This window comes from Streptomyces fradiae (genome assembly GCF_041270065.1).
Taxonomy (GTDB): Bacteria; Actinomycetota; Actinomycetes; order Streptomycetales; family Streptomycetaceae; genus Streptomyces.
In genome coordinates this window covers 6,125,233-6,149,623 of sequence record NZ_CP065958.1, presented here as the reverse complement: position 1 = coordinate 6,149,623, position 24,391 = coordinate 6,125,233, and the positions used below count along the sequence as shown (strand labels likewise).

Below are 24,391 nucleotides of genomic sequence, written 5' to 3'. Positions count from 1 at the left end.
CGACGCTCCACGGGGAATCCCTTGTTCTCTCAGCTCTCGGAACGACTGCACGACCCGGTGGTCTACGCGCTGCCCGTGGTCGCCCTGATCATCCTCGTCGAGTTCGTGGCCATCCGCCTCGACCGCGACGAGACGAAACGCTTCGACCATCGGGACACCCGGGCGAACATCGTCACCGGACTCGGCGCCCTGGTCGTCTCCAGCGTGCTGCGCACCGCGGCCCTGGTGTTCTACGCCTGGCTCTACACCTCCGTGGCCCCGTTCCAACTGCCCGCGGACGCCTGGTACACGTGGGTCGTCCTGTTCTTCGCGGTCGACCTCACGATCTACGTCTACCACCGGATGACGCACCGGATCCGGCTCCTCTGGGCCGGCCACCAGGTCCATCACTCCAGCCAGTACCTCAATGTGTCGGTCGCCCTGCGCCGCAAATGGGCCCAGTGGTTCGAGAAGCTGATGTGGCTGCCCCTCCCCCTGATGGGCGTGCCGCCCGTGCTCGTCTTCACGATGCACTCGGTCCACCTCATCTACGGGCTCTTCGCCCACACCGAGAAGATCGGCAAGCTGCCCCGGGTCGTCGAGGCCGTCTTCGTCACGCCCTCCCACCACCGGGTGCACCACGGCAGCGACCCGGAGTACCTCGACAAGAACTACGGCAGCATCCTCATCATCTGGGACCGCATGTTCGGCACCTTCCAGCCCGAACTCCACCGTCCCACCTACGGCCTGACGAAGCAGCTGGAGACCCACAGCGTCTGGCGCATCCAGTGGCACGAGTTCGCCCGGATGATCCAGGACATCCGCCGGGCACGCAGCTGGCGCGACCGGGCCGGCTACGTCTTCGGTCCGCCCGGCTGGCGGCCCGCCCGGGACCTCGGGAACGCCGGTCCGGCACCGGCGACGGACCACATCCCGGCGTGACAGACCCGGGGCTCCGGCGTAGGACACCCGGGGCTCCGGCCGTGACCGGATCCGGCACTTCGAGAATTCCGACGACAGGGGGAACTTCATGACGCCCGACACCACCACCAGCCGCACGCACACCGGGGCCGCCCGGCTGCGGGAGCTCTTCGCACGCCCCGGGGTCGTCCGCCTGGCCGGCGCCCACAATCCGCTCGGAGCGCGCCTGGCGGAGCGGGCGGGGTTCGACGGCGTGTGGTCGAGCGGACTGGAGATCTCGGCCTCGCAGGGGCTTCCCGACTGCGATCTGCTCACCATGTCGGAACTGCTCGCGGTGGCCGGCGCGATGGCCGCCGCCGTGGACGTCCCCCTGGTCGCGGACTGCGACACGGGATACGGCAACGCACTCAACGTCATGCACATGGTCCGGCGGTACGAGCGGGCGGGCATCGCCGCCGTCAGCATCGAGGACAAGGTGTTCCCCAAGGTGAACAGCTTCGTCCCGGGACGCCAGGACCTCACCCCGGTGGACGAGTTCTGCGGGAAGATCGAAGCGGCGCGGAGCGCCCGGCACAGCGGCGACCTCATGGTCATCGCCCGCATCGAGGCCCTCATCGCCGGCCGCGGCATGGACGAGGCACTGGCGCGGGGCGAGGCGTACGCGGAGGCCGGGGCGGACGCCGTCCTCATCCACGCCAAGGGCGACGCCCCCAGGCCCGTCCTCGAATTCCTGCGCCACTGGCGCCCGGACGTCCCGGTGGTCGTGGTGCCCACCACGTACCACACGATCACCGCCGCCGAACTGGGCGCGGCCGGCGCGAAGATGGTCATCTACGCCAACCACGGCCTGCGGGCGGCGATCAGCGCGGTCACCCAGGCCTTCGACGCGATCCTCCGCGACGGCCGCAGCACGGCGATCGAGGAGCGGATCGCCCCGCTCTCCACGGTCTTCTCCCTGCAGGGTCTCGCCGAACTGAAGCAGGACGAGGAGCGCTTCGTCCGCGGCGGTGTGCCCGTCGCGGGGCAGGTGGCGTCATGACGAGCGCCGCCCCTACGATCGCCTCCACGACGGCGCTCGACGCCGAGGAGGTCGTCGCGGCCTTCCGTACGGCGGGGTTCGGGCCGTTCACCGGCGTCCCCTGCTCCTTCCTCGGCCCGGTGATCAGCTGCCTGGAGCGCCGGCACCCGGACGACTACGTCATCGCGGCCAACGAGGGCGAGGCCGTGGCCATCTCCGCCGGCGCCCGGCTGGCCGGACGGCGCCCCGTCGTCATCCTGCAGAACTCGGGCCTCGGCAACGCCGTCAACCCGCTGACCTCGCTCTGTCACACGCTGCGGCTGCCCGTCCTGCTCCTCGTCACCTGGCGGGGCGAACCCGGCAGTCCGGACGAGCCCCAGCACGAGCTCATGGGGCAGATCACCCCCGGCATCCTCACCGCCATGGGCATCCGGCACGAACTCCTTCCGAATACCAGTGAGTTGCTGACGGAGCGGCTGCGCGCCGCCGCCGCCCACATGGACGCCACCGGTCTGCCCTTCGCCTTCGTCGTCCCCAAGGGCGCCGTCGCCCCCGTCCCGCGTACGCCCCGGCAGCCGTCCGGCGCCGGCGGTCCGCTGCTGCGCAGCGAGGCGATCGGCCACGTCATGCGGCTCGTCGGCGACCGGGCGCTGGTCGTCGCCACGACCGGCAAGACCGCCCGCGAGCTGGAGCGGGACCGGGACCGGGCCGGGAATCTGTACGTCGTCGGCTCGATGGGCTGCGCGTCGAGCGTGGCCCTCGGCGTCGCGCTGCACGCGCCGTCGAAGCGCGTCGTGGTCCTGGACGGCGACGGCGCGGCGCTGATGCGCCTGGAGGCGATGGCGACGATCGGCCGGACGGCCCCGCCGAACCTGCTGCACATCGTCTTCGACAACGGCGCCTACGAGTCGACGGGCGGCCAGCCGACGGGTTCGGCCCATGTGGACTTCGCCGGCGTTGCCACGGCCTGCGGCTACCGCCACACCGCCGACGTGACGACCGCCGAGGGCCTTGGCGAGGCCCTGTCGCGGCTGCCCGCCGGCGGCGGACCGTCGCTGCTGCGGGTGCGCGTCGCGGCCTACTCCGACCCGGGCCTCGGCCGGCCCGCCCTGCCCCCGCCGGCCTCGGCCGCGCGCTTCTCCGCGGAGGTCACCGCATGACGGCCCGCAGCACCACCCGCCCGGGCGGCTCCGCCGCCGCCCGGACCGTCCTGATGAACCCGGGACCGGTGAACACCGACGAGACCGTCCGGTCCGCGCTCGGCGGGCCCGACCTGTGCCATCGCGAGCCGGAGTTCGGCGCGCTGATGACCCGGGTGCGCCGGAAGATCACCGCCGTGTGCGGGGGCGGCGACGACCACACCTCGGTCGTCCTGACCGGCTCGGGCACCTCGGCGCTCGAAGCCGCCGTCGTCTCCGCCGTGCCCGCCGGCGGCGCGCTGCTCGTCGTGGACAACGGCCACTACGGGCAGCGGCTCCACGACATCGCCCGGGCCCACGGCATCCGCTGCGTACGCCTCGAACTCGGCTGGGGCACCCCGGTCGACGCGGTCCGCGTCGGCCGGGAGCTCGCCGCTGATCCGGGCCTCACCCACCTCGCGGTGGTGCACCACGAGACGAGCACCGGCATGCTCAACGACGTGGCGGCCCTCGCCTCGGTGGCCCGCGCCCACGGGCGCCGGATCATCGTCGACGCCGTCAGCAGCGTGGGCGCGGAGTCCCTCGACCTCGCGCGCGACGGCATCGACTGGCTCGTCGGCACCGCCAACAAGTGTCTGGAGGGCATGCCGGGCCTGGCGTTCGTCTGCGCCTCCCGGCAGGCCTTCGAGGACCTGGCGGCTCACCCCCGGCGGAGCTACTACCTCGATCTGCACCGGCACTACGCCGCGCAGGAGAAGGCCCAGGCGCCCGCCTTCACCCCGGCGGTCCCCCTCTTCTACGCCTTCGAGACGGCGCTTGACCTGGCCCTCGCCGAGGGCGTGGCGGCGCGCGGCCGCCGCTACGGCGCACTCGCCGGCCGACTGCGGGCCGGTCTCGCCGAGCTCGGGCTGGACATCCCGCTCGACCCGCGGCACCGGGCCGTGAGCCTCACGGTGGTCCGCCTCCCGGAGGGCGTCCGTTACGCGGAGCTGCACCGGGCCCTGAAGGACGAGGGGTTCGTGGTCTACGCGGCCCAGGAGGAGCTGTCGGCCAGCTTCTTCCGGCTCTCCACCATGGGCACCATGGACGAGCGGGACATCGACCGGTTCCTCTCCGTCCTCGGCCGGATCCTGCCCGGGCTCCGGGAACGCACGGCCGGCGGGGAGGCCGCGTGAATCCGGCAAACGGCATGGCGCCGGCCGTCCACCGGCTCGCGATCGTGGGCGGCGGCCCCCGGGCCACGTACGCGGTGGAACGCCTGTCGGCGGAGATCGCCCGGCTGGGCCGCGACCGGCGTCTGGAGGTACGGATCTACGAACGCTCCGGGGAGTTCGGCTCCGGCGAGGCCCACAGCCCGACGCAGCCCAGGACCAGTTATCTGAACCGCATCAGCAGCCAGGTCTCCTTCGCCGCGGACGAGTCCGTGCGGGACGCCGGGCCGCTGCGGCCCGCCCCGCAACGGCCCACCCTCCACGCGTGGTGCCGGCGGCGCTTCGCCGAGACCGGCGACGCCGACCTCGACCTCGCCCCCGGGGACTGGCCGAAGCGTTACGTCCACGGGCTGGCGTTGCAGGACATGTTCGGCACCTTCGTGCGCGAGCTGCGCGCCCACCCCGGCGTCTCCGTACACCTGCACCACACCGAGGTCGTCGACATCGCGCCGCACGCCGACGGGCTCACGGTGCGCACCGCCGACGGCGGCGCCTTCCCCGCCGACCAGGTCCTTCTGGTGACGGGGCACACCCACCACGACCCGTGGCGCGCGGCGGGCACGCGGGGCCTGGCGGACTTCGCCGACCGCGCCGGGTGCGCCTACGTCCCGTACGCCTACCCGCTGGACCGGGCGCTGCCGCCGCGGATCACCGGGCCCGGCCGGGTCGTCGGCATCGCCGGCATGGGGCTGACGGCGATCGACGAGATCCTCCACCTGACCGAGGGACGGGGCGGGACCTTCGTACCCGGACCGGACGGCGGGCTGCGCTACGAGCCCAGCGGCGCCGAACCGGCGAAGCTCCTGGCCTTCAGCGAGACGGGCGTGTTCACCTTCGCCCGCCCCGACAACCACAAGGACGCCGATCCCGAACGCCTGGAGCACCGCGGGGTGTTCCTCACCGGCGAGGCGGTCGACCGGCTGCGGGCGAGCGTCGGCACCCCGCGCGGCGACGGCGGGCCCGGTCAGCTCGACTTCGAACGGGACGTACTGCCCCTCGTCGTCCTGGAGATGGCCTGGCTCCATTACGCCACGCTGTTCGGCCCGCAGGCCGCCGCCTTCCTGCGCGACCGGGCGGGCGCGACGTACCAGGCCTTCCTCGTCGGCGGAGCGCCGTACGGCGACCGGCCCGGCGATCCCACTCGGCTCCTCGGCCCGCTCGAAGCGGCGGTGGACGAGATCACCGACGCGCTCGAAGCGCTCCTGGACGGCCATGACCGGCCGCCGACGGGGACGGGGACGGGGACGGAGGCGCGCACATCCGGCTGGTCGGCCGAGGAGGCGATGCTCCGCTGGATCGAGGTCGTCTTCGGCACCGAACCGTGCGCCCTGGCACGCAAGGCGTGGCGGCAGGGCCCGGACGCCCTGCGCCGTGCCGTGTCCTCGTGGACCTCGCCGTGGTGTCTCGACGAACGGCCGGCCGGAAACCGCTTCGACTGGCAGCGCACCACCAGGCCCCTGGACGCCACCGGCCTCGACACTCCCGAGCGCTACCGGGAGGCGGTGCTCGCCTTCATGGACCGCGACCTGCGGTGGGCCGAGCAGGGAAACCTGGACAACCCCCACAAGGCCGCGGCCGACGGCGTATGGCGCGACCTGCGCTCGGTGATCTCCCGTGCGGTGGACGACGGCGGCCTGACCCCGGCCTCCCACCGCGTCTTCCTCGCCCGCTACGTCCGGCTGCACAACCGCCTCGCCAACGGGGCCGCCCCCGAGGTGATGGAGCGGATCCGCGCCCTCGTCCGGCACGGCCTGCTCGACATCGGCACCGGCCCCGGCGCCCAACTGCACCCCGACGAGGCGACGTCACGGTTCCGCGTGGACGGCCCGGCCACGGCCGCGTCCTGCCAGGTGGACACCCTGGCCGACGCCCGGGTCCACCCCTTCGCCCCGCACCGGGACGCCTCGCCCCTCTTCCGCAACCTGCTCGACCACGGCCTGGCCCGCCTCTGGCGCAACGTCTCCGCGACCGGCGACGTCTTCGAACCGGGCGGCCTCGACCTCACCCCCCGCTTCCACCCCCTCCGCCCCGACGGCACCCCCGACCCCCGCCTCACCATCCTGGGCCCCCCGGCCGAGGGCCAGAAGTCCTTCCTCCTCTCCGCCCTCCGCCCCACCGCCGACCACTACGTGATGCGCGACACCGTCACCTGGCTGACCGACTTCTGGCACCTCCTGGAAACCCCCCGCCCTGAAGCCACTCGTACGCATTGCCTTCAGTCGGACCGGGCGGGGGCTCGTAGTTCGATCTTGTAGCCGCCTTCTGGGGTGGGTTCGGCGGTGAGGGTGCCGTCGAGGAGTTCGGCGCGTTCCTTCAGGCCGATGAGGCCGTGGCGGGCGCTGGGGAGGGCGACGGTCGGGCGGGTGGGGGCGGTGTTGGTGACGGTGACGACGAAGTGGTGCGGGTTGTGCCACAGGCGCACCTCGGCACGGGCCCCGGGGGCGTGTTTGCGCACGTTGGTGAGGGCTTCCTGGACCGTGCGGTAGACGGTGCGCTGGGCGGTGGTGCTGATGTCGGCCGGAAGCTGTCCGGTCAGGGTGGTCTCGATGCCGCTGTTGGCGATGAGCTGCCGGAGGTCGGCGAGGGTGGGCTGGGGGGTGAGTTCGGTTGCCCTGCCGCCGGAGGCGCGGAGCAGCGTGACCATGTGGCGGAGTTCGTCGAGGGTGCCGGCGCTCAGGGTGCGGATGGTGCGGGCGGCCTCGCGGGCGTCGGGGTCCTTCGCGGCGACCTGCAGGGCTCCGGCCTGGACGGCGATGAGGCTGACCTGGTGGGAGACGACGTCGTGCATCTCGCGGGCGAGCTGGGCGCGTTCGCGGGCGAGGACGGTCTGGGCGTAGAGGGCACGTTCGTGTTCCCGTGCCTCCTTGACCTCGACGAGCCGGCGGGCCACGTCGTGCCTGGCCTGCACGAGTTGGCCGAACAGGACGGGGGCGAAGGCCGTGGCGAGCGTGTAGACGAACTGGACGAGCGTCCAGGTCCGGTCGTCGCCGGTGAACCCGTCGGACAGCGGCCAGGCGAGCGTGCCCGCCGCCGCGTTCAGCAGGGCGCAGCCGGCCAGCAGCGGGCGGTTGCGGGTGGACGCGGCGAGTGTGTACAGGGCGGCGATCGGCGCGACCGCGACGTCCATGAACAGGGTCATGGGCAGCGTCAGCAGGAAGACGGCCAGCGGGAAACGCCTGCGCAGGAACAGGCCGGCGGAGCCCGCGGCGGCGCAGGCCCACATCACGGGGGTGCCCTCGCCCAGGAGGTTGATCCATGCGTCGAGCAGGGCGAGCGCGACGAGGCCCGTGTCGACCGCCCAGGGCGGAAGGCGCCGCCACAGTGCCCGGCCCGTGCTCATCGTCCGTTGTCCCGTGCCGTGTTGCCGTCGTCGTGAGCGAGCAGTCCGGCCCGCTCGGCGAGCAGTGCCGCCTGGACGCGGCTGGTGACGCGCAGTTTGGTCAGGATCGAGCTGACGTGGTCCTTGACGGTGCCCGCGCTCAGATGGATGCGGGTGCCGATGTCGGCGTTGGAGAGTCCTTCGGCGACCAGGACGAGGACATCGCGTTCCCGGTCGCTGAGCAGGCCGACGCGTGCCACGTCCGCGTCCTGGGGTGCGCCGGCCCCCGGGTGGCCGCGAAGCAGCGCGCGTGATGCCTTCGGGGACATCACGACGCCGCCCGCGGCCAGGGTGCGGACCAGCTGGGCGAGCTGTTCGGGCTCGGTGTCCTTGAGGAGGAAGCCGGAGGCTCCCGAGCGCAGCGCGGTCAGGATGTACTCGTCGGTGTCGAAGGTGGTCAGCATGGCCACGTGCGGTGGTGCCGGCAGTTCCTGGATCTGCCGCAGCACGGTCAGGCCGTCCACGTCCGGCATGCGGATGTCGAGGAGCACGACGTCCGGCGACTCGCGCCGGACCACGTCGGCGGCCTGCGCCCCTTCCGCGGTCGCCACGACCTCGATGCCGTCGGAGGCGTTCAGGATCATCCGGAAACCGGACCGCACCAGGGCCTCGTCGTCCACCACCACTACCCGGATCACCGGCGTCCCGCCTCACACTCTCGTCCGCGCTGTCCCGCTGCTCGGCGCCCGACCCGTGCATTCGGGGGTCCCGCGCACTCGTACGGGTTCGCCTGGCGTCGACCGTACGCCGGGCAGGGTACGTGGTGACGTGACCACCCACGGACTGTGGACACCCGGCGGGTCGGCTCCAGCCGTTCGGGGGGTGCGCTCCGGCCGGTCGGCAGCCCGGCGGGCGAGACCCGGCGGATGGCGCCCGCCGCGTTCGGTCCCCCGCGGTCTCACCTTGCGTCGACCCGGCCGCTGATCCACTCCAGTGCGGGTGCGACCTCTCGTTGCCAGGTACGCGTACTGCCGCCTGGTGGACCTCTCCTGTCCGCCGGTCGGCGGGGTGGTCCCGGCCGGTCGGCGGGGGTGCCACCGAAGCCTGCCGGATGGTCCGCGTCCGTACCGCCCCGGGAGATTCCTCGTATGACACAGATACAGCCGCCGCAGGCGACGTCGTCTCCGCAGGAGAACTCGCCTCCACGACTCCGTACCTCGTCCGAGGCCGCAGGGAGGCCCTCGGGCGGCCCTTCGATGGGACGCCTGGTCGGGGTGGACCTGGCCCGCGCGCTGGCGGTGTTCGGCATGTACATCGTCCACATCGGCCCGGTGCTCTCGTCCACGCACGGCGTCGGCACCTGGGTCCGGTATCTGGCCGACGGGCATTCGTCGGTCCTGTTCGCCACCCTCGCCGGGTTCTCACTGATGCTGATCGCCGGCCGCCGTGAGCCCAAGACCGGCCTGGCCGGCCGCCAGGCGAAGGCCCGGATCGCGATCCGCGCCGTGGTCCTGCTGGCCCTGGGCACGGTGCTGGCGATGGAGTACGGGGGCGTGATCATCCTCGGCTTCTACGGTGTCTACTTCCTCCTCGCGCTGCCCCTGCTGCGGCTGTCGGCCAAAGCCCTGGCGATCACCGCGGCCGGCCTCGCGCTCGTCACACCGCAGCTGGCGTTCGTCCTGAGCTCGCAGCTCGGCGAGTCCGTCCAGCAGACCATCAACGCCTACGACCCGCTCAAGAAGCTCAGCGAGGTCGGCGTCCTCGACCTGCTGCTCACCGGCTTCTACCCGACGATCACCTGGATGTCGTTCGTCGTCGCCGGCATGGCGCTGGCCCGCCTCGACCTGTCGGCCGCCTCCGTCCAGCGTCGCCTGGCCGCGCTCGGCGCCGCCCTGACCGCCGGCGCGTACGGCCTGTCCCTGCTGCTGGCGGGCCCGAACGCGCTGCGCAGCATGGCGGAGGACGGGAAGTCGTCGTCCGCAGGCTTCGAGAAGGCGTCGTCGTTCGGCAGCGGATCCTTCGAGGCCCCCCAGCGGGCGGCCTCGGAACTGCTGTCCGCCGGGCCGCACAGCGGCACCACCTTCGACATCATCGCCAGCGTCGGCGTCGCCATCCTCGTGATCGTCGGTGCGACGGTGCTCATGGACCGCCTGCCTCGCCTGCGCAGCCTGGCGAAACCCGTCATCGCCGTGGGCACCATGTCCCTGACGGCGTACGTGGGCCACTTCCTCGCCCAGTCCATGCTCGGCGTATCGGCCGGCGAGAGCACCCAGACGTCCTGGCTCCCCGTGCTCACGTTCATCTTCGGGGCGATCGTGTTCGCCGCGGTCTGGTCCCGCTTCTTCCGCCGCGGACCACTGGAGGCGTTGCTCAACGCCGCCACCAAGCCGGCGAAGTACGTCCGTTGACGCCGGACCGGGGCGGGCGGTCCTTCACGGCCCGCCCCGGCGCCGACGGCCCTCGCGGCCTGCTCGCATCGACACCCCGACGGCTGTCCGGCGCCACTCCGCCACCCGGCAGGGCTGCCCCCGCCATGCGGCGGGGGCAGCCCTGGGGGACTCACCTGCCGGAAGGCCCGGCCGGGAGCAGAAGCTGGGTTGCGGCGAGCTGTGCGTACAGCTCGTCCCGGTCCACCAGTTCCTCGTGGGTACCGATCGCGCGGACCCGGCCGGCGTCCATGACGACGATGCGGTCGGCGTCCGTCACCGTGGACAGGCGGTGTGCCACCACCAGGACGGTGGTCTCGCGTGCCGTCTCGGCGATGACGTCCCGTAGTGCCAGCTCGTTGACGGCGTCGAGTTGCGAGGTCGCCTCGTCCAGGAGCAGCAGCCGAGGTCTGCGCAGCACTGCGCGGGCAATCGCGACGCGCTGGCGTTCGCCGCCGGACAGCGTCGAGCCGCGGTGCCCGACCAGGGTGTCCAGGCCGTGCGGGAGACGGTCGACGAGGGTGTCGAGGCGGGTCCGCGCGAGGACGTCGCGGACCTCTTCGTCCGTCGCGCCGGGGGCGCTGTGGACCAGGTTCTCCCGCAGCGTGCCGGCCAGGACCGGAGCATCCTGCTCCACGTACCCGATGACGGACCGCAGTTCGGACAGCGGCCACTGCCGTATGTCCGTGCCGTCGACCAGGATGCGCCCGCCGGTCGTCTCGTAGAACCGTTCGATGAGCGAGAAGACCGTCGACTTGCCCGCACCCGAGGGGCCGACGAAGGCGGTCATCCCGGCGCCCGGCACCTCGAAGTCCACCCGCTGGTGGATGTACGGCAGCCCGGGCCCGTAGCGGAAGGACACGTCCTCGAAGCGGACCGACGCCGGACGCACCTCGGTCCGCACCGGCTTGTGCGTGGCCGGCGGCTCCGCCGCCAGGCGGTCCACCTCCTTGATCCGGGAGATCGCGGCCGCGCCCTCCTGGTACGCGGAGGCGGCCTCGACCAGCTTGTACACCGGCTCCATCAGGTAGAACAGGTACAGCAGGAAGGCGATGAGCGTGGAGACGGGGATGTCCCCGGCGGCCACCCGCGCCCCGCCGACGGCGAGCACCGCGAGGAACGCCGACTCGACAGCGAGGTTGTCCGCCGTTCCCAGCAGGGCCTCCCATTTCGCGCCGCGCACGCCGTGGCGCCACGCCCGTCGGGCCGACGCCTCGACGCGGGCGGTCTCCCGCTCCTCGGCACCGGACGCCTTCACCGTGCGGAACGCGCCGAAGACCCGCTCCAGGCCGGTGGACATCTCCCCGACCGCGGCCTGGGAGCGCTCGGCGGCCTGCCCGATCTTCGGCATCACCAGGGCGGCGCCCGCGCCGACGACCAGGACCACGACGAGGGTGACGCCGAGCAGTACGGCGTCCAGGAAGGCCATCACCACGACTGCCGCGATCAGCGTGAGCGCCCCGGTCGCGGCGTTGACCACCGCCTGGGTGCTGACGGCGCGCAGGAGCGTGGTGTCGGAGGTGACCCGTGACATCAGATCGCCCGGCTGCGTCCGGTCCACCGCCGAGAGCCGCAGTCGCAGCAGCCGGCCGATGAGGCTGCGGCGGGCGGCCAGGACCACCGACTCGGCCGTCCGCTCCAGGACGTAGGCGCCGAACGCCTCGGCCACCGTGCTCAGCAGCACCAGTACGGTCAGGGCCAGCAGAACGGCGGCGATCGTGCCACCGGACGAGAGCCGGTCGACCAGCGCCTTCGTCGCCAGCGGCTGCAGCAGCCCGCCGGCGGCCCCCGCCAGCGCCAGCAGCAGACCGAGTACGACGGTCCAGCGGTGCGGGCGGACATATCCGTACAGCGCCTGGAGCGTCTCGCGGACGCGCAGGGACTCGGCACCCGTCGCCTCCGAGGCGGATGCGGTGTTCACAAGATTCCTTTCCCGTGTGGTCTGCCCCGCACATGGTCAGCGGTGGGGCGGCGTCGGCCCGCTCGTGTACGGCGGGTCATGCCGCCAGCCTGGAACCTCGGACGCTCCGTCGGCCATCCGGCGATCGACGGGTGGACCCCCGCCAAGTGGCTGAAGAAGCCGGCCCGGTGGCGCCGACGCCCCTATGCAGCCAGGAAACGTGCTCGACGAGCGCGTACGGAGAGCGCGAGATTCGCTTTGAAGTTAGACCCGGTCAGCCGGTCTCTGATGAGTTGAGGGGTGGCGTGGTCGAAGGTGATGGAGAAGATCGAGTGTGCGGCTGTGACCTTGCAGGGGATTCCGATGTCGGCTGCATGTGCGGTCAGGTTCTGTGCCGGCCACTCCGTCTTGTGCTGGAGATCGCCGTAGATACCGGGGTGTGTGCTCAGGTGAGCGAGTACGGCGGCACCCGCTGCGGCGGTGATGGAGTTTCCGCTCATCGTTCCGCCGACGAAGGCCCGGGGCTCGATGTCGACGTAAGGGTCGCCAGTGGTGCGCGCGATGTCGATGACGTCGGGTCGTCCGGCGACGGCTCCGCACGGCAGGCCACCGCCGATGATCTTGCCGAGAACAGGTCAGGTCCGGACTGACGCCGGCGAGGTGCTGGGCGCCTCCGTAGTGCACGCGGAAGCCGGTGATCACCTCGTCGTAGATCACCAGGACGTTTTCGCGCGCGCAGACATCTTGGAGTTGCCGCAGGAAGGAGCGGTCGAACGCTGCCGTCGTCACGGGCATGGGTTCGAGGATGACGCAGGCCGGCGTCTTCGCGTGGGCGGCGATTCGGTCGAGCGAGGCCGGGTCGCCGTATTGCAGGACGAGCGTGTCCTCCACCAGCGTGCGTTGCATGCCGGCCGAGTTCGCGACCGGGTTCGGGCACCGGGCGTCGCCGCTGTAGCGGAACAGGGAACTCACCAGGCTCTGGTCGGAGAATCCGTGGTAGTGACCTTCGAAACTTGGCCACGCGTTGCCGGCCCGTGTACGCGCGGGCCATGCGCAGAGCCATCTGGACGGCCTCTGTTCCCGAATGACCCAGGATGACTTTCGTGCCTGTGCCGAACGCCTGGGCGATGAGCTCCGCCAGCCGCAACTCCGCCGGGTTCCCCAGAGCATTGACTGCGCCCCGGGCGACGGCTTCCTGGATGGCCTGGACCGTGCCGTGATGGCCGTAACCGAGGATGTGCGGCCCGTACCCGCACGAGAGGTCGATGTGCTCGTTTCCGTCGAGGTCGTGAATGCGGGCGCCTGACGCCTTCGCGACGACGAGAGGGAAGGCGCTGGGCAGGCCGTAGCGATCCAGGTGAGTGGGGGCGACCAGGTGGCCGGCCGCGTCGTGCCGGGCCGCCAGGGAACGGGGGCTCAGGCCGCCGATCTCGCGCTCGAACCTTTCGCGCACGTCATCGCTCACGTCGGGGTTGGCCACTAAGGTGCGGACGAAGCGCTCCGTGGCCGCCTCCCACTGCCCGCGGATGCACGCGTAGTAGAAGGCGGACAGGCTCCACTTGTCGTCTGCGGACAGGGTTCCCACCAGACCGAAGTCGAGCGGGACGATCCGGCCGTCGGGGCGGAACAGAATGTTTCCGGGATGCGGGTCGACGTGAAACCGTCCGTGGAAGAACACCATGCTGTAGAAGACGTCCTGGAGACGGCGTGCCAGGGACGACCGGGAGTGGCCGGCCTGGGACGGGTTCATCCCGGGGACGCCGTCGACGTATTCCATGACCAGGACGTCGCCCGTGCACAACTCGTCGAAAATGCCGGGAATATGCAGGAACGGATGGTCACGGAAGTTCCATGCCACCTCCTTCTGCCGGGCGGCTTCCTGACGCATGTCGCACTGGCCCGCCAGGAGGGGCCGCAACTCGGCAAAGTGACCGGGTAGGTCGTATCGACGCACCGGGGGGGGCACAGTGCGTGCGCGACGACGAGAAGCACTTTCAGGGCTCGTGTGCCGGCCTCCAGCTGTTGCCTGACGCCGCTCTTGACGACCTTCACGGCGACGTCGGTATCGCAGTCGAGTACGGCGCGGTGCACCTGGGCGACACATCCGACGGCGACCGGTTGCCAGTCGAAGGACCTGAAAGCCGCTGCGACGGGAACAGGAAGCCCGCGGTCCATCGCCTTGCGCAGAGCCGCATCCGGCAGGTGTGTCGGCCGTGCCGCTGGGCGTCTCTACGGCGGGCGACAGTGCGGGGGAAGTCCGGTAGGCCACGGCGGTTCCTATTCCGGTACGGGCTCCGCGGTCGGCGCACTGCCGTGTGGGAGCAGGTGGTCTCGGGACGGCCTACGCCTGGCGAAGGACGAGTACGGCGTTGTGCCCGCCGAAGCCGAACGAGTTGCTGATCACTGCCTGCATACGGTGCGGACGAGGTTCCTTGGCCACGACGTCGAGGTCGATCGCCGGGTCGAGTACGTCGAGGTTGGCCGTGGGCGGAATCGTCTGGTGCCGCAGTGTCAGGGGGGCGAGTACCGCTTCGATGGCCCCTGCCGCGCCGAGGGTGTGGCCCGTGACGCCCTTGGTGGAAGTGACAGGAGGCGGATGGCCGTTGAAGAGGCGGTGCAACGTGGCGGCTTCGATCTGGTCGTTCATGGGAGTGGCCGTGCCATGCGCGTTGACATGGCCGATGTCGGTCTCGTGCAGACCGGCGTCGGCCAGCGCTGCGGCGAAGGCCCGCTCGAAGCCGGCGCCCGCGGGATGGGCGGCGGCGTAGTGATAGGCGTCGGTGGAGGAGCCGTATCCGCAGAAGTAGGCGTGCGGCCGGGCGCGGCGGGCCCGCGCGTCGCTCGCCCGCTCGAGTACGAGTACGCCCGCGCCCTCTGCGAGGACGAATCCGTCACGGTCGCGTTCGAAGGGGCGGCTGGCACCTTTCGGGTCGTGCACACGCGTCGACAACGCGCCCATCTGGGAGAAGGACAGCGAGGTGAGCGGGTGGCAGGGCGCCTCCGCGCCACCTGCAAGGACGATGTCGCACCGGTCGGCCAGCAGCAGGTCGCGGGCCGTGCCCAGAGCTGTGGCCCCGGAGGCACAAGCCGTGGTGACAGCCATGCTCGGTCCCCGCGCCCCCAGCGCGATGCAGATCTCGGCATCACGCCATGACGAGTCCTGCTGCCTTCCGGGACCGGAGCAACTGGTCCGACGGCTACTAAGAGCTGGCCATAGAGGTTGGGTCGAGTGATGTTTTCCAGGTTCAAGCCGTCCTGAGTGCTCTGTGGTCTGCCGCAGACGTTCACGGGTTGCATGGTCAGGTCCGCCTGCCGACGGGCCAACTGGTCGTCTGCGGCTGTGTGGCGATCCGGGGCGGCGATGGGAGCAGCGACGCTGGCGGGGAAGCTGCCACAGACGCGTGACATCGGATACCTGCTTCCACAAGGTGACGTCCTGCGCTATGGCGCCGCGAACACCTGAGCCTTGTCGCCCCGGGTGGGCGTGAGCCTGCGGTAGCAGATAAGGGTGCAGGCGATGCTGGTGAAGGCGAGAAAGTGGTCGGCTTTGCGTTCGTAGCGTCGGTGGAGTCGTCGGCAGCCGGCGAGCCCGTTGCCGCAGGTGGGAGTAGTCGTAGCCGTTGTCGCCGTGGAGCTTGCCCGGCTTGCGCCGCCGGGGCCCGCGGCGGGAGCGGATTGGCGGTATGCCCTTCACCAGCGGGATCAGGGCCTGGCTGTCGCGCAGGTTCGCGCCCGAGATCCCGACAGAGACGGGCAGACCGGTCCACTCGGTGATCAAGTGAATCTTCGAGCCGTACTTGCCCCGGTCCACAGGATTCGGCAGACGGTCGTTTGCCGACACTCACGAGCCAGTCGGCCTGCTCGGGCTGATTGCGGCCTCGATGTGGACGAGCTGGGCGGCGAGGATCTCTTCGAACGCGGCGCGGCGGTCCGCACCGAGGGGGCGGACGTCGCGGGCGAAGTGAGCCAGGGCCGGGAAGCGTTCGGGGTCGGCGCCGAGCACCGCGACGCGGAACAGCTCCATGCCCTGCTCGTACTCCTCCAGGGTGATGGTGCTGACCCCGGCCTCGGAGGCGATCAGCGCGGCGATGAGGACCGCGAGCCGGTGGTAGCGCGCCGGGATCTCCTCGTCGGGCAGGCCCGATGCACGCAGGGCCTGCAGCGCCTCCTCCATGACCAGCCGGGAACCGGCGCCGCCTGACGCGTACCGTCCCCAGACCGCCGCCAGTTCGGGCTGCTCGCCGAAGGCTTCTCGCACGCGCAGGGCCAGGGCGGTGATGCGCTGCTTCCAGTCGCCCTCGGCGCGGTAGCCGTCCATGGAGGCCAGGAGGATCCGGTCGGCGACCGCGCGCAGCAGTTCCGTCTTGTTGCGGAAGTGCCGGTAGAGGCTGGAGGAATCAGTCCCGAGGGTCGCGGCGAGCTTGCGCACGCTGAACGACTCTGTGTCGCTCGTGCGCAGCAACTCCGCTGCCGCATCCAGGATTTCCTCGGTCGTCCAACGCCTTCGACCTGCCATTTAGCCCCTCTCGTCAGACTCAGTCTAACCTATGCACTCGGCGATGCACGCACCGCGTGCATAATGGGGACATGAGTGTGTCGAGCGGCCCGGCAGCAGGCGGGCCGACGTGCCACGCATGCCCTGTCAGCCGGGTCGGGCGACCGATGTGGAGCTCACCCCGAGGAATACGAAAGGACGCATGTCGTGAGGAACTCACTGGATTTAGCGGCGCTGGACGCCGCCATCAAGAACGTCCACCGCGCCGGGATGCCGGGTCTGTTCGCCGAGGTACGGCACGGCGACCGGGTCTGGCGGAGCGCCGCCGGGGTCGCCGATGTCGCCACCGGCCGCCCCGTCACCGCCGGCATGCGGCACCGCGTCGGCAGCATCAACAAGACCTTCACCGCCGCCGCGGTGCTGCAGCTGGCCGAGGCCGGCCGGATCGGGCTCGACACACCGATCGGCCGGTACCTTCCGAAGCTGGTCCCCGGGGAACGCGGTGACGCGATCACGGTCCGGATGCTGATCGACCACACCAGCGGCCTCGCCGAGTACCTCCCGTACGCCTACCCCTCCCTCAAGGCGCTCCCCGTCGTCGCCGACACCAGCCCCGAGAGCCTGGACGACCACCGCTTCACGCAGTTCGACCCCGTCGAACTGATCGAGATGGGGGTCACCGCACCCGCCGTCGGCGTCCCGGGCGGCACTCCGGGTGTGTACTCCAACACCAACTACCTGCTCCTCGGCCGGCTTCTGGAACAGGTGACCGGCACCACGGCCGAGCAGTACATCACCCGGAACATCATCGAGCCCGCCGGGCTCCGGGACACCGAACTCCCCACCGGACCGTACGTCGACGGGCCGCACTCGCAGCTCTACGAGGCGTGGTTCGGCATGATCGACCCGCCGCGCGACTACAGCGTCTACAACATGTCATGGACGGGGCTGGCGGGCTCGCTGATATCGACCGTCGCGGACCTCAACCGCTTCTACCGCCTGCTGCTGGCCGGGGAGATCGTCAGCCCGTCGTCGCTGGCGCAGATGCAGCGCACCGGCCCGGTCGTCTCCCACGCGGGAACGACGATCGACTACGGCCTCGGCCTGTACCCGATGAAGGATCCCGGTCAGGGCACCTTCTGGGGCAACGGCGGCACGGTCTGGGGTGGTGGGGCGCTGGCCATGATCCGTGCCGACGGCGAGCGGCAGATGGCGGTCGCGGTGAACATGCAGCGGTGGAACAGGCTCGACTCCTCCGGCACGCCGCAGCCCCACCCCATCGACGACGCTCTCGCAGCTCTGTACCGCGTGGCGATGTACGGCTGACCGGCCTGCCACCGGCCTTTCGCCACCGCGGAATGCGACCCGCACCGCAACGAGGGCATCACCTACGCGCCCCGCCTGCTGCAGGCAGGCGTCTCGGTCGAGCTGCACCAGTGGCCGGGCCTTCCACGACGCGCCGGCGGTCATGTCCGCCGACGTGTCACAGCGGCAGCTCGCCGAAATCGGCGCAGTTCCGCGCCACGCCCTGACCGAGCGAGGCGGCCACGGCCGACCAGACCGCTTTCCACGCCCACCGCCCACCGCCCACCAGACGAACCTCGCAGAATGGAAGTCTCGGCATGACCGCTGCACCGATCGATCTCTTCTCCTCCTTCATTCACCTGGACCACAGCGGTCAGGTGCGCGCCGCGCAACCCGTGTTCGACTCCGAGCGGGACGGCTGGCAGTTGATGACCTTCCATGTGGAGACCGACGCCGACGTCCACGGCGACCACTGGGAAATCCACACCGAGGCGGACGAACTCGTGTCCTGCCTCACCGGCGGGATACGTCTCTACTTCCGTCCGGAGCAGCCCGAAGGGAAGGAGGAGGAGATCAGGCTGGCGGCCGGAACAGCGGCCATCGTCCCGCGCGGGCGATGGCACCGCATCGCACTGGACGGCCCCAGCGACATCATGTCCGTCACCCTGCCGCGTGGCAGCCGCCTACAGAGGCGGGCCGAAGCCTAGTACTCCAGTCGTAGATCACGACCTGACATAGCGTCATCTATGCTGAATCGGCTGCCGAGGATGATGGCTGGGCGTGTTGCTCGGCAGCGTCGAACGCGGGCGCGAGCGGGGCCAGCGCCGAGCGGAGCTGGTCGGGCAGTGAGCCGGAGGGCACGACCAGTCCTCCGGCGGCGCGACTCTCGGCGGCCTCTGCGTTCTGGGCCGGCCGGAGCCAGCCCTCCAGCGCGATGCGAACTGCCGCGGCCACGCTTGCCGCGAGGACGCGGGCTGTGTGCGCTTCGGCGTCGTCCAGGCGTTCGGCGATCACCGCCGTGAGAGGGGGCTCGATACCGGCGGTGGTATCGAGGAACGCGTCGCGCAGCGCGGTCTGGGTGGTGATCAGCAGCAGCGCCTTGTGTTCGTGCTCGCCGGTGTTCGTGTACTGCTCGACCACTGCTTCGGTGACGGCGTCAGCCAGGCGCACTCCTGTGGGCCGGGCCGCGACCGCCGCCGCGATGCGCGCCTCCCGGTCCGCGGTGACAGCAGAGACGATCGCCTGCTCGCGGCTGGCGAAGTAGTTGTTGTAGGTACGAGGCGAGACCCCAGCCGCTTCGGCGATGTCCTCGACCCGCACCTGGTCCGGTCCGTGCTCCACAGCCAGGCGCAGGGCCGCCTCGCGAAGCGCCTCGCGTGTGGCCTGCTTCTTCCGCTCCCGGAGCCCTGGTCGTGGTGTCGTCACGACGCCAGCGTTCCACACGGGGCTGCGTAGGCGCAAACTTTCGTACACGCAAACTTGCGTGCACGCATTTTCCCTGTCAGTCTCGACCCGACCGAGACCGGCAGAGAGGACGTCACCATGCGAGCAAGAGGAATGACCTACGACACCGGATTCGTCGTGCACGGCCAGATGTCCCGCGAGCACTTCGACCCCGGGGTGGTCCGGCGCGAGCTCGCCATCATCCGCGACGACCTTCACTGCAACGCGGTCCAGATCATCGGCGGCGACCCGGACCGACTGGAGCTTGCCGCCGGTGCCGCCGCCGAGCTCGGCCTGGAGGTCTGGTTCTCGCCCTATCCGCTGGAGCTGGATCCGGAGCAGATCCTCATGCTCTTCCGCGACTGCGCCGAGCGAGCGGAACGGCTCCGGCGGCAGGGGGTCGCAGTCGTGTTCGTCGCAGGGGTCGAGCTGAGCGTGATGAACCGCGGGTTCCTGTCCGGAGAGAGCCCCGAGGAGCGGGTCGAGCATCTGATGAGCCAACCCGAGCGGCGGGCCGAAGCGATGCGCGAGCTCGGCGTGCGCATGAACGCATTCCTCCGTGATGCCGCGGCCACGGTCCGCGAGAGCTTCCAGGGCAAGCTCACCTACGCATCCATCCAGTTCGAGCAGGTCGACTGGACTCCCTTCGACATGGTGACGTTCGAGCTGATCCGCTCCGCCGAGGTCGCCGACCGGTTCCGGGACGCGGTGCGCACCCTGGCCCAAGGCCCGAAGCCGCTCGCCATCACCGGGTTCGGCACCGCGGCCTACCGCGGCGCTGGAGACCGCGGTGGGCGGGTGCTGGAGGTGGTCGAGCACGACCCGACGACCAAGGCCCCGATACGGCTGAACGGCGTATACGAGCGTGACGAGGCCGGCCAGGCCGCGTATCTGAGTGAACTGCTGGAGATCTTCGAGACTGAGGGCGTGGACAGCGCGTTCGTGTTCTTGTTCGCCTTGCCCGGCTACCCGCACCGCCCGGACGGCGACCCCAGGGACGACTTGGACCGGGCCGGCCTGGGCATCGTCAAACTCCTCGAAGGGCGCCGGGGGCAGACCTACCCCGATATGGAATGGGAACCCAAGGCCGCCTTCACGGCAGTGGCGCAGCGGTATCGGAGGTGACAGGCCCACGCGCGGTGACCACGGCTGATGCCGGCCGCTGCGGGCAACTGCTGGTCGATCGCTGAGACAGTCGGCCCGGACCGGCCGTATCGCCTGCACCACCTGCTCGAACGCGCCCGCCGGGAGGAGGACACCGCGAGAGACATGGTGCGCGCGTTCCTGACCCGGCACCTCGGCGCCGACGGCGGGGTCCTGATCTTCGACGAGACGGGGCAGGCGAAGAAGGGGACGAAGACCGCGGCCTTGGGGCGGCGGTATTCCGGCACGATGGGCCGGGTCGAGAACGTGATCGTCGCGGTGTACACGACGTACGCGACCAAGCAGGGCCACGCCCTCATCGACCAGGACCTGTACGTGCAGGCCGACTGGTTCGACGATCCGGCGCGGATGGCGACGGCGGGTCCTGACCTGCCCAGCAGGTCGCCTGACACCCCATCAGAACGAGCGTCAGATGAGCGTCCCGAGCGTCGTCTCAGCGTCAAGACATCGCCCGTAACGCCCACACCGCATATAAAGCGCACCCACAAAACCGCAGGTCAGGCGTCCTTCTTCGCCGGCTCCAGGATCGCCACGCACTCCACGTGGTGCGTCATCGGGAACAGGTCGAACACTCGCAGCGTCCGCACCCGGTAGCCGCCCTCGCGGAAGTAGGCGAGGTCGCGGGCGAGGGCGGCCGGGTCGCAGGCGACGTAGGCGATGCGGCGGGCGCCGAGGGCGGCGAGGTGGTGGACGGTCTGCTTGCCGGCGCCGGCGCGCGGGGGGTCGAGGACGATGAGGTCGACGTCGGTGATGCCGGTGCGCGGGAGGACGGACTCGACCTTGCCCTGTTCGATGCGGACGCGGGGGAAGTCGGCGAGGTTGTGGCGGGCGTCCTCGACCGCGCGCTTGCCGGACTCGATGCCGAGGACCGCGCCCTGGTCGCCGACGCGGTCGGCGAGGGCGCCCGCGAAGAGGCCGACGCCGCAGTAGAGGTCGAGGGCGGTCTCGCCCTTGCGGGGGGTCAGGCCCTGCATGACGGCGAGCATCAGGGTCTGCGCGGCCTTGGGGTGGACCTGCCAGAAGCCGCCGCTGCCCACGCGGTAGGTGCGGTCGTCGGCGCGTTCGCGGACGAAGGGGCGGCCGTGGACGCGGTGGACGCCGCCGTCCTTCTCGCCGACGCGCATCACGGAGACGGGCTTGTCGAGCTCGACGATGGGGAGCCGGGCGCCCGGGCGCGGGGTCAGGATGACCTGGCGGTCCTGGGAGCCGGTCGCCGCGATGGCCTCGATCGAGGCCATGCCCTCCCAGGTGCGGCTCTCGATGCCGAGCTCGGAGACGCCCTCGGCGGCGATCATGCAGTGGTCGATCACCTCGACCTCGTGCGAGCGGTGCTTGCGCAGGCCCACCCGGCCGTCGGCGTCGATCGCGTACTGCACGCGGGTGCGCCACTGCGGGACCTGGCCGGCGGGGAGCTTGTCGCCCTCGGCGGGGACGACCGTGCCGTCCCAGCCGGCCTCCTCCGGGGTGAGGCCGGCGAGCCGCTTCAGCTGCTCGGCGACCACCTCGCCCTTGAGCCGGCGCTGCGCGCCCGGCTTGGCGTGCTGCCAGTCGCAGCCGCCGCACTTGCCCGGGCCCGCGAAGGGGCACGGCGCCTCGATGCGGTCCTTGGAGGCGTCCAGGATCTCGACCGCGTCGGCGCGCAGGAAGCGGGAGGTCTCCTCGCCCTCGGTGACCCGGGCGACGACCCGCTCGCCCGGCAGCGCGTGGCGCACGAACAGGACGCGGCCGCCCTCGGTGCGGGCGATGCAGTGGCCGCCGTGGGCGACCGGGCCGACCTCGACCTCGTACTCCTCCCCGATCAGGGACTTCACAGGGGCGTTCTGCATGATCGGGGGCTCCCAGGGCGCAAAAGATGAAGAGTGGGCTGCTGTTCTCGACAGCAGCCCACCAGTCTAGTTCTTCTTTTCTAGTTGTTCTTTCCCGCCGGTTCCTTGCGGACCTTCTCCACCGGGCCGCGGCGCACCGAACCCGGAGCGTTCCACTCCGAGCGCTTGCGGGCCCGCTTCTTCGCGGCCTCGGAGGACTGGAGCTGGTACGGCACCGAGGTCACCATCACGCCCGGCGTGAACAGCAGCCGGCCCTTGAGGCGCAGCGCGCTCTGGTTGTGCAGCAGGTGCTCGTACCAGTGGCCGACGACGTACTCCGGGATGTAGACGGAGACGGCGTCGCGCGGGCTCTCCTGGCGCAGGGTCTTCACGTACTCGATGACCGGCCGGGTGATCTCGCGGTACGGCGAGTCGAGGATCTTCAGCGGCACGTTGATGCCGCGCCGCTCCCACTCCTCCTTCAGCGCCTTGGTCTCCACCGGGTCGACGTTGACGCTCAGCGCCTCCAGCTCGCCGGCGTGCATGAGCTTGGCGTAGGCGAGGGCGCGCAGGGTGGGCTTGTGGAGCTTGGAGACGAGGACGACGGAGCGGACCCGGGAGGGCCGCACGTACTCGTCGGGGCGCTCCTCGGCGGCGGCGATCTCGGCGGCCACGGAGTCGTAGTGGCGGCGGATCGCGGTCATCGTCACGTAGAAGATCACCATGCCGAGCAGGGCGACCCAGGCGCCGTGGGTGAACTTGGTGGCGAGGACGACGACCAGGACGAGGCCGGTGAAGAAGGCTCCGAAGGCGTTGATCGCGCGGGAGCGGATCATGTGGCGGCGCTTGGCCGTGTCGCGCTCGGTCTTCAGGTGCCGGTTCCAGTGCCGGACCATGCCGATCTGGCTGAGCGTGAAGGAGACGAAGACGCCGACGATGTACAGCTGGATGAGGCGCGTGGAGTCGGCGCCGTAGATCCAGACGAGGAGGGCGGCGGCGCCGGCGAGCAGCACGATGCCGTTGGAGAAGGCGAGGCGGTCGCCGCGGGTGTGCAGCTGGCGCGGCAGGTAGCGGTCCTGGGCGAGGATCGAGCCGAGGAGCGGGAAGCCGTTGTACGCGGTGTTGGCGGCCAGGAAGAGGACGAGCGCGGTGGCGGCGGCGAGCAGGACGAAGAAGAACGTTCCGTCGCCGAAGACGGCGGCGGCGACCTGCGAGATGACCGGGTCCTGGACGTAGCCCGCCCCGAGCGGGACGCCATTGTTCAGCAGGTCCTCGCCCGGGTTCTCGGCCATCCGGACGTCGGTGGCCATGGCCAGGAAGATGATGCCGCAGAACATGGTGACGGCGAGGCCGCCCATGAGGGCCAGGGTGGTGGCGGCGTTCTTCGACTTGGGCTTGCGGAAGGCGGGCACGCCGTTGGAGATGGCCTCGACGCCGGTGAGGGCGGCACAGCCGGAGGAGAAGGCGCGCAGCAGCAGGAAGACCAGCGCGAAGCCGGCGAGTCCGCCGTGCTCGGCCTTGATCTCGAAGCCGGCGGTGGGGGCCTGCATGTCGTCGCCGAGGACCAGGCCGCGCCAGGCGCCCCAGATGATCATGACGAAGACGCCGAAGACGAAGATGTACGTGGGGATTGCGAAGAGGCCGCCGGACTCCTTCACGCCGCGCAGGTTCATCAGGGTGAGCAGGATGATCACCGCGACGGCCGAGGCCACCTTGTGCTCGACGACGAAGGGGACGGCGGAGCCGAGGTTCTCGATGCCGGAGGCGATCGAGACCGCGACGGTGAGGACGTAGTCGACGAGCAGGGCGCTCGCGACGGTCAGTCCGGCCTTCGGTCCGAGGTTGGTGGTGGCGACCTCGTAGTCGCCGCCGCCGCTGGGGTACGCGTGCACGTTCTGCCGGTACGAGGCGACGACCGTGAACATCAGCACCACGACCGCGAGCGCGATCCACGGGCTGAAGTGGTAGGCCGACAGGCCCGCGACGGAGAGGACGAGCAGCACCTCACCCGGTGCGTACGCCACCGAGGACAGCGGGTCGGAGGCGAACACGGGTAGGGCGATCCGCTTGGGGAGAAGGGTCTCGCCGAGCTTGTCGCTGCGCAGGGCCCGTCCGATGAGGATCCGTTTGGGCACGTCGGTCAGTTTGGACACAACAGAGGATCGTAAGCGTTCGAAACCGGCCACGCCGACCATCACCCCCATCCGCACGGAATCTCCTGGGTCACCACCTCGGATGGCCGCATGGTGATCCCGGACGGCCGCGT

20 protein-coding genes and 4 pseudogenes are annotated in these 24,391 nt (G+C 70.9%); 10 read left to right on the top strand and 14 right to left on the bottom strand.

Translation table 11 applies throughout. The features are described from left to right. Positions 1-21 precede the first annotated feature (21 nt). From JAO84_RS28065 to JAO84_RS28045, 5 genes are all read left to right on the top strand, one after another. Entirely contained in the window at positions 22-921 is a 900-nt protein-coding gene (locus tag JAO84_RS28065) for a sterol desaturase family protein (RefSeq protein ID WP_370415306.1), read from the top strand. Positions 922-1,009: 88 nt separating this feature from the next. After that, positions 1,010-1,939 (top strand): isocitrate lyase/phosphoenolpyruvate mutase family protein, encoded by a 930-nt coding sequence (locus JAO84_RS28060; RefSeq protein ID WP_370415305.1) that lies wholly within the window; start codon positions 1,010-1,012, stop codon positions 1,937-1,939. Beyond that, on the top strand, positions 1,936-3,078 hold the full coding sequence (gene aepY, locus JAO84_RS28055; protein ID WP_370415304.1) for a phosphonopyruvate decarboxylase: 1,143 nt from the start codon (positions 1,936-1,938) through the stop codon (positions 3,076-3,078). The genes JAO84_RS28060 and aepY overlap by 4 nt, the downstream gene beginning before the upstream one ends. Continuing rightward, complete coding sequence (locus JAO84_RS28050; RefSeq protein ID WP_370415303.1) at positions 3,075-4,232, top strand: 2-aminoethylphosphonate aminotransferase; 1,158 nt, start codon at positions 3,075-3,077, stop codon at positions 4,230-4,232. Before aepY ends, JAO84_RS28050 begins: the two co-directional genes overlap by 4 nt. Beyond that, a complete protein-coding gene (locus JAO84_RS28045; RefSeq protein ID WP_370415302.1) occupies positions 4,229-6,523 on the top strand; it encodes an FAD/NAD(P)-binding protein in 2,295 nt (764 codons plus the stop codon). The genes JAO84_RS28050 and JAO84_RS28045 overlap by 4 nt, the downstream gene beginning before the upstream one ends. Here the strand turns inward: JAO84_RS28045 and JAO84_RS28040 are convergent. Both JAO84_RS28040 and JAO84_RS28035 read right to left on the bottom strand, forming a co-directional pair. Further along, positions 6,484-7,608: a sensor histidine kinase gene (locus JAO84_RS28040; RefSeq protein WP_370415301.1), complete on the bottom strand. Its 1,125-nt coding sequence runs from the start codon at positions 7,606-7,608 to the stop codon at positions 6,484-6,486. The two genes, JAO84_RS28045 and JAO84_RS28040, sit on opposite strands and share 40 nt — an antisense overlap. Continuing rightward, complete coding sequence (locus JAO84_RS28035; RefSeq protein WP_265865018.1) at positions 7,605-8,285, bottom strand: response regulator transcription factor; 681 nt, start codon at positions 8,283-8,285, stop codon at positions 7,605-7,607. The genes JAO84_RS28040 and JAO84_RS28035 overlap by 4 nt, the downstream gene beginning before the upstream one ends. Positions 8,286-8,843: 558 nt before the next feature. On the opposite strand from JAO84_RS28035, the gene JAO84_RS28030 reads away from it, so the two are divergent. Continuing rightward, complete coding sequence (locus JAO84_RS28030) at positions 8,844-9,995, top strand: DUF418 domain-containing protein (RefSeq protein ID WP_370415300.1); 1,152 nt, start codon at positions 8,844-8,846, stop codon at positions 9,993-9,995. 151 nt (positions 9,996-10,146) lie between these two features. Here the strand turns inward: JAO84_RS28030 and JAO84_RS28025 are convergent, their stop codons facing one another. The 8 genes and pseudogenes from JAO84_RS28025 to JAO84_RS27990 form a co-directional block, all read right to left on the bottom strand. Further along, entirely contained in the window at positions 10,147-11,934 is a 1,788-nt protein-coding gene (locus JAO84_RS28025; RefSeq protein ID WP_370415299.1) for an ABC transporter ATP-binding protein, read from the bottom strand. Between the two features lie 182 nt (positions 11,935-12,116). Beyond that, complete coding sequence (locus JAO84_RS28020; RefSeq protein ID WP_370415298.1) at positions 12,117-12,413, bottom strand: hypothetical protein; 297 nt, start codon at positions 12,411-12,413, stop codon at positions 12,117-12,119. A 187-nt stretch (positions 12,414-12,600) separates the two neighbouring features. Further along, positions 12,601-12,708: pseudogene (locus JAO84_RS28015) on the bottom strand (hypothetical protein); the annotation flags it as partial. Between the two features lie 223 nt (positions 12,709-12,931). Next, positions 12,932-13,867 (bottom strand): annotated as a pseudogene (locus tag JAO84_RS28010) (aminotransferase class III-fold pyridoxal phosphate-dependent enzyme); the annotation flags it as partial. 17 nt (positions 13,868-13,884) lie between these two features. After that, positions 13,885-14,115, bottom strand: a pseudogene (locus JAO84_RS28005) (AarF/UbiB family protein); the annotation flags it as partial. Between the two features lie 139 nt (positions 14,116-14,254). Then, positions 14,255-15,016, bottom strand: a complete 762-nt coding sequence (locus JAO84_RS28000; RefSeq protein WP_370415297.1) for a beta-ketoacyl-[acyl-carrier-protein] synthase family protein — start codon at positions 15,014-15,016, stop codon at positions 14,255-14,257. Between the two features lie 338 nt (positions 15,017-15,354). After that, a pseudogene (locus JAO84_RS27995) lies at positions 15,355-15,733 on the bottom strand (transposase); the annotation flags it as partial. A gap of 21 nt (positions 15,734-15,754) precedes the next feature. After that, positions 15,755-16,429, bottom strand: coding sequence for a TetR/AcrR family transcriptional regulator (locus JAO84_RS27990; RefSeq protein WP_370415296.1), 675 nt, complete (start codon positions 16,427-16,429; stop codon positions 15,755-15,757). Between the two features lie 186 nt (positions 16,430-16,615). On the opposite strand from JAO84_RS27990, the gene JAO84_RS27985 reads away from it, so the two are divergent. Further along, complete coding sequence (locus tag JAO84_RS27985; protein WP_370415295.1) at positions 16,616-17,734, top strand: serine hydrolase domain-containing protein; 1,119 nt, start codon at positions 16,616-16,618, stop codon at positions 17,732-17,734. A 157-nt stretch (positions 17,735-17,891) separates the two neighbouring features. Here the strand turns inward: JAO84_RS27985 and JAO84_RS27980 are convergent, their stop codons facing one another. Continuing rightward, complete coding sequence (locus JAO84_RS27980; protein WP_370415294.1) at positions 17,892-18,032, bottom strand: hypothetical protein; 141 nt, start codon at positions 18,030-18,032, stop codon at positions 17,892-17,894. On the opposite strand from JAO84_RS27980, the gene JAO84_RS27975 reads away from it, so the two are divergent. After that, positions 18,031-18,420, top strand: coding sequence for a cupin (locus JAO84_RS27975; protein WP_370415293.1), 390 nt, complete (start codon positions 18,031-18,033; stop codon positions 18,418-18,420). The two genes, JAO84_RS27980 and JAO84_RS27975, sit on opposite strands and share 2 nt — an antisense overlap. Before the next feature lie 37 nt (positions 18,421-18,457). Here the strand turns inward: JAO84_RS27975 and JAO84_RS27970 are convergent, their stop codons facing one another. Then, positions 18,458-19,138 (bottom strand): TetR/AcrR family transcriptional regulator, encoded by a 681-nt coding sequence (locus tag JAO84_RS27970; RefSeq protein WP_370415292.1) that lies wholly within the window; start codon positions 19,136-19,138, stop codon positions 18,458-18,460. A 132-nt stretch (positions 19,139-19,270) separates the two neighbouring features. Between JAO84_RS27970 and JAO84_RS27965 the strand changes: the two genes are divergently transcribed. Next, entirely contained in the window at positions 19,271-20,281 is a 1,011-nt protein-coding gene (locus JAO84_RS27965) for a hypothetical protein (RefSeq protein WP_370415291.1), read from the top strand. Positions 20,282-20,308: 27 nt separating this feature from the next. Next, entirely contained in the window at positions 20,309-20,914 is a 606-nt protein-coding gene (locus JAO84_RS27960) for a transposase (protein ID WP_370415290.1), read from the top strand. Here JAO84_RS27960 and JAO84_RS27955 read toward each other — a convergent pair. Together JAO84_RS27955 and JAO84_RS27950 are read right to left on the bottom strand one after the other, a co-directional pair. Further along, positions 20,818-22,146 carry a class I SAM-dependent RNA methyltransferase gene (locus JAO84_RS27955; protein WP_370415289.1) on the bottom strand — a complete coding sequence of 443 codons (1,329 nt, stop codon included), beginning with the start codon at positions 22,144-22,146 and terminating at the stop codon, positions 20,818-20,820. The genes JAO84_RS27960 and JAO84_RS27955 overlap by 97 nt on opposite strands. Positions 22,147-22,226: 80 nt before the next feature. Then, positions 22,227-24,278, bottom strand: a complete 2,052-nt coding sequence (locus tag JAO84_RS27950; RefSeq protein WP_370415288.1) for an APC family permease — start codon at positions 24,276-24,278, stop codon at positions 22,227-22,229. Positions 24,279-24,391 lie beyond the last annotated feature (113 nt).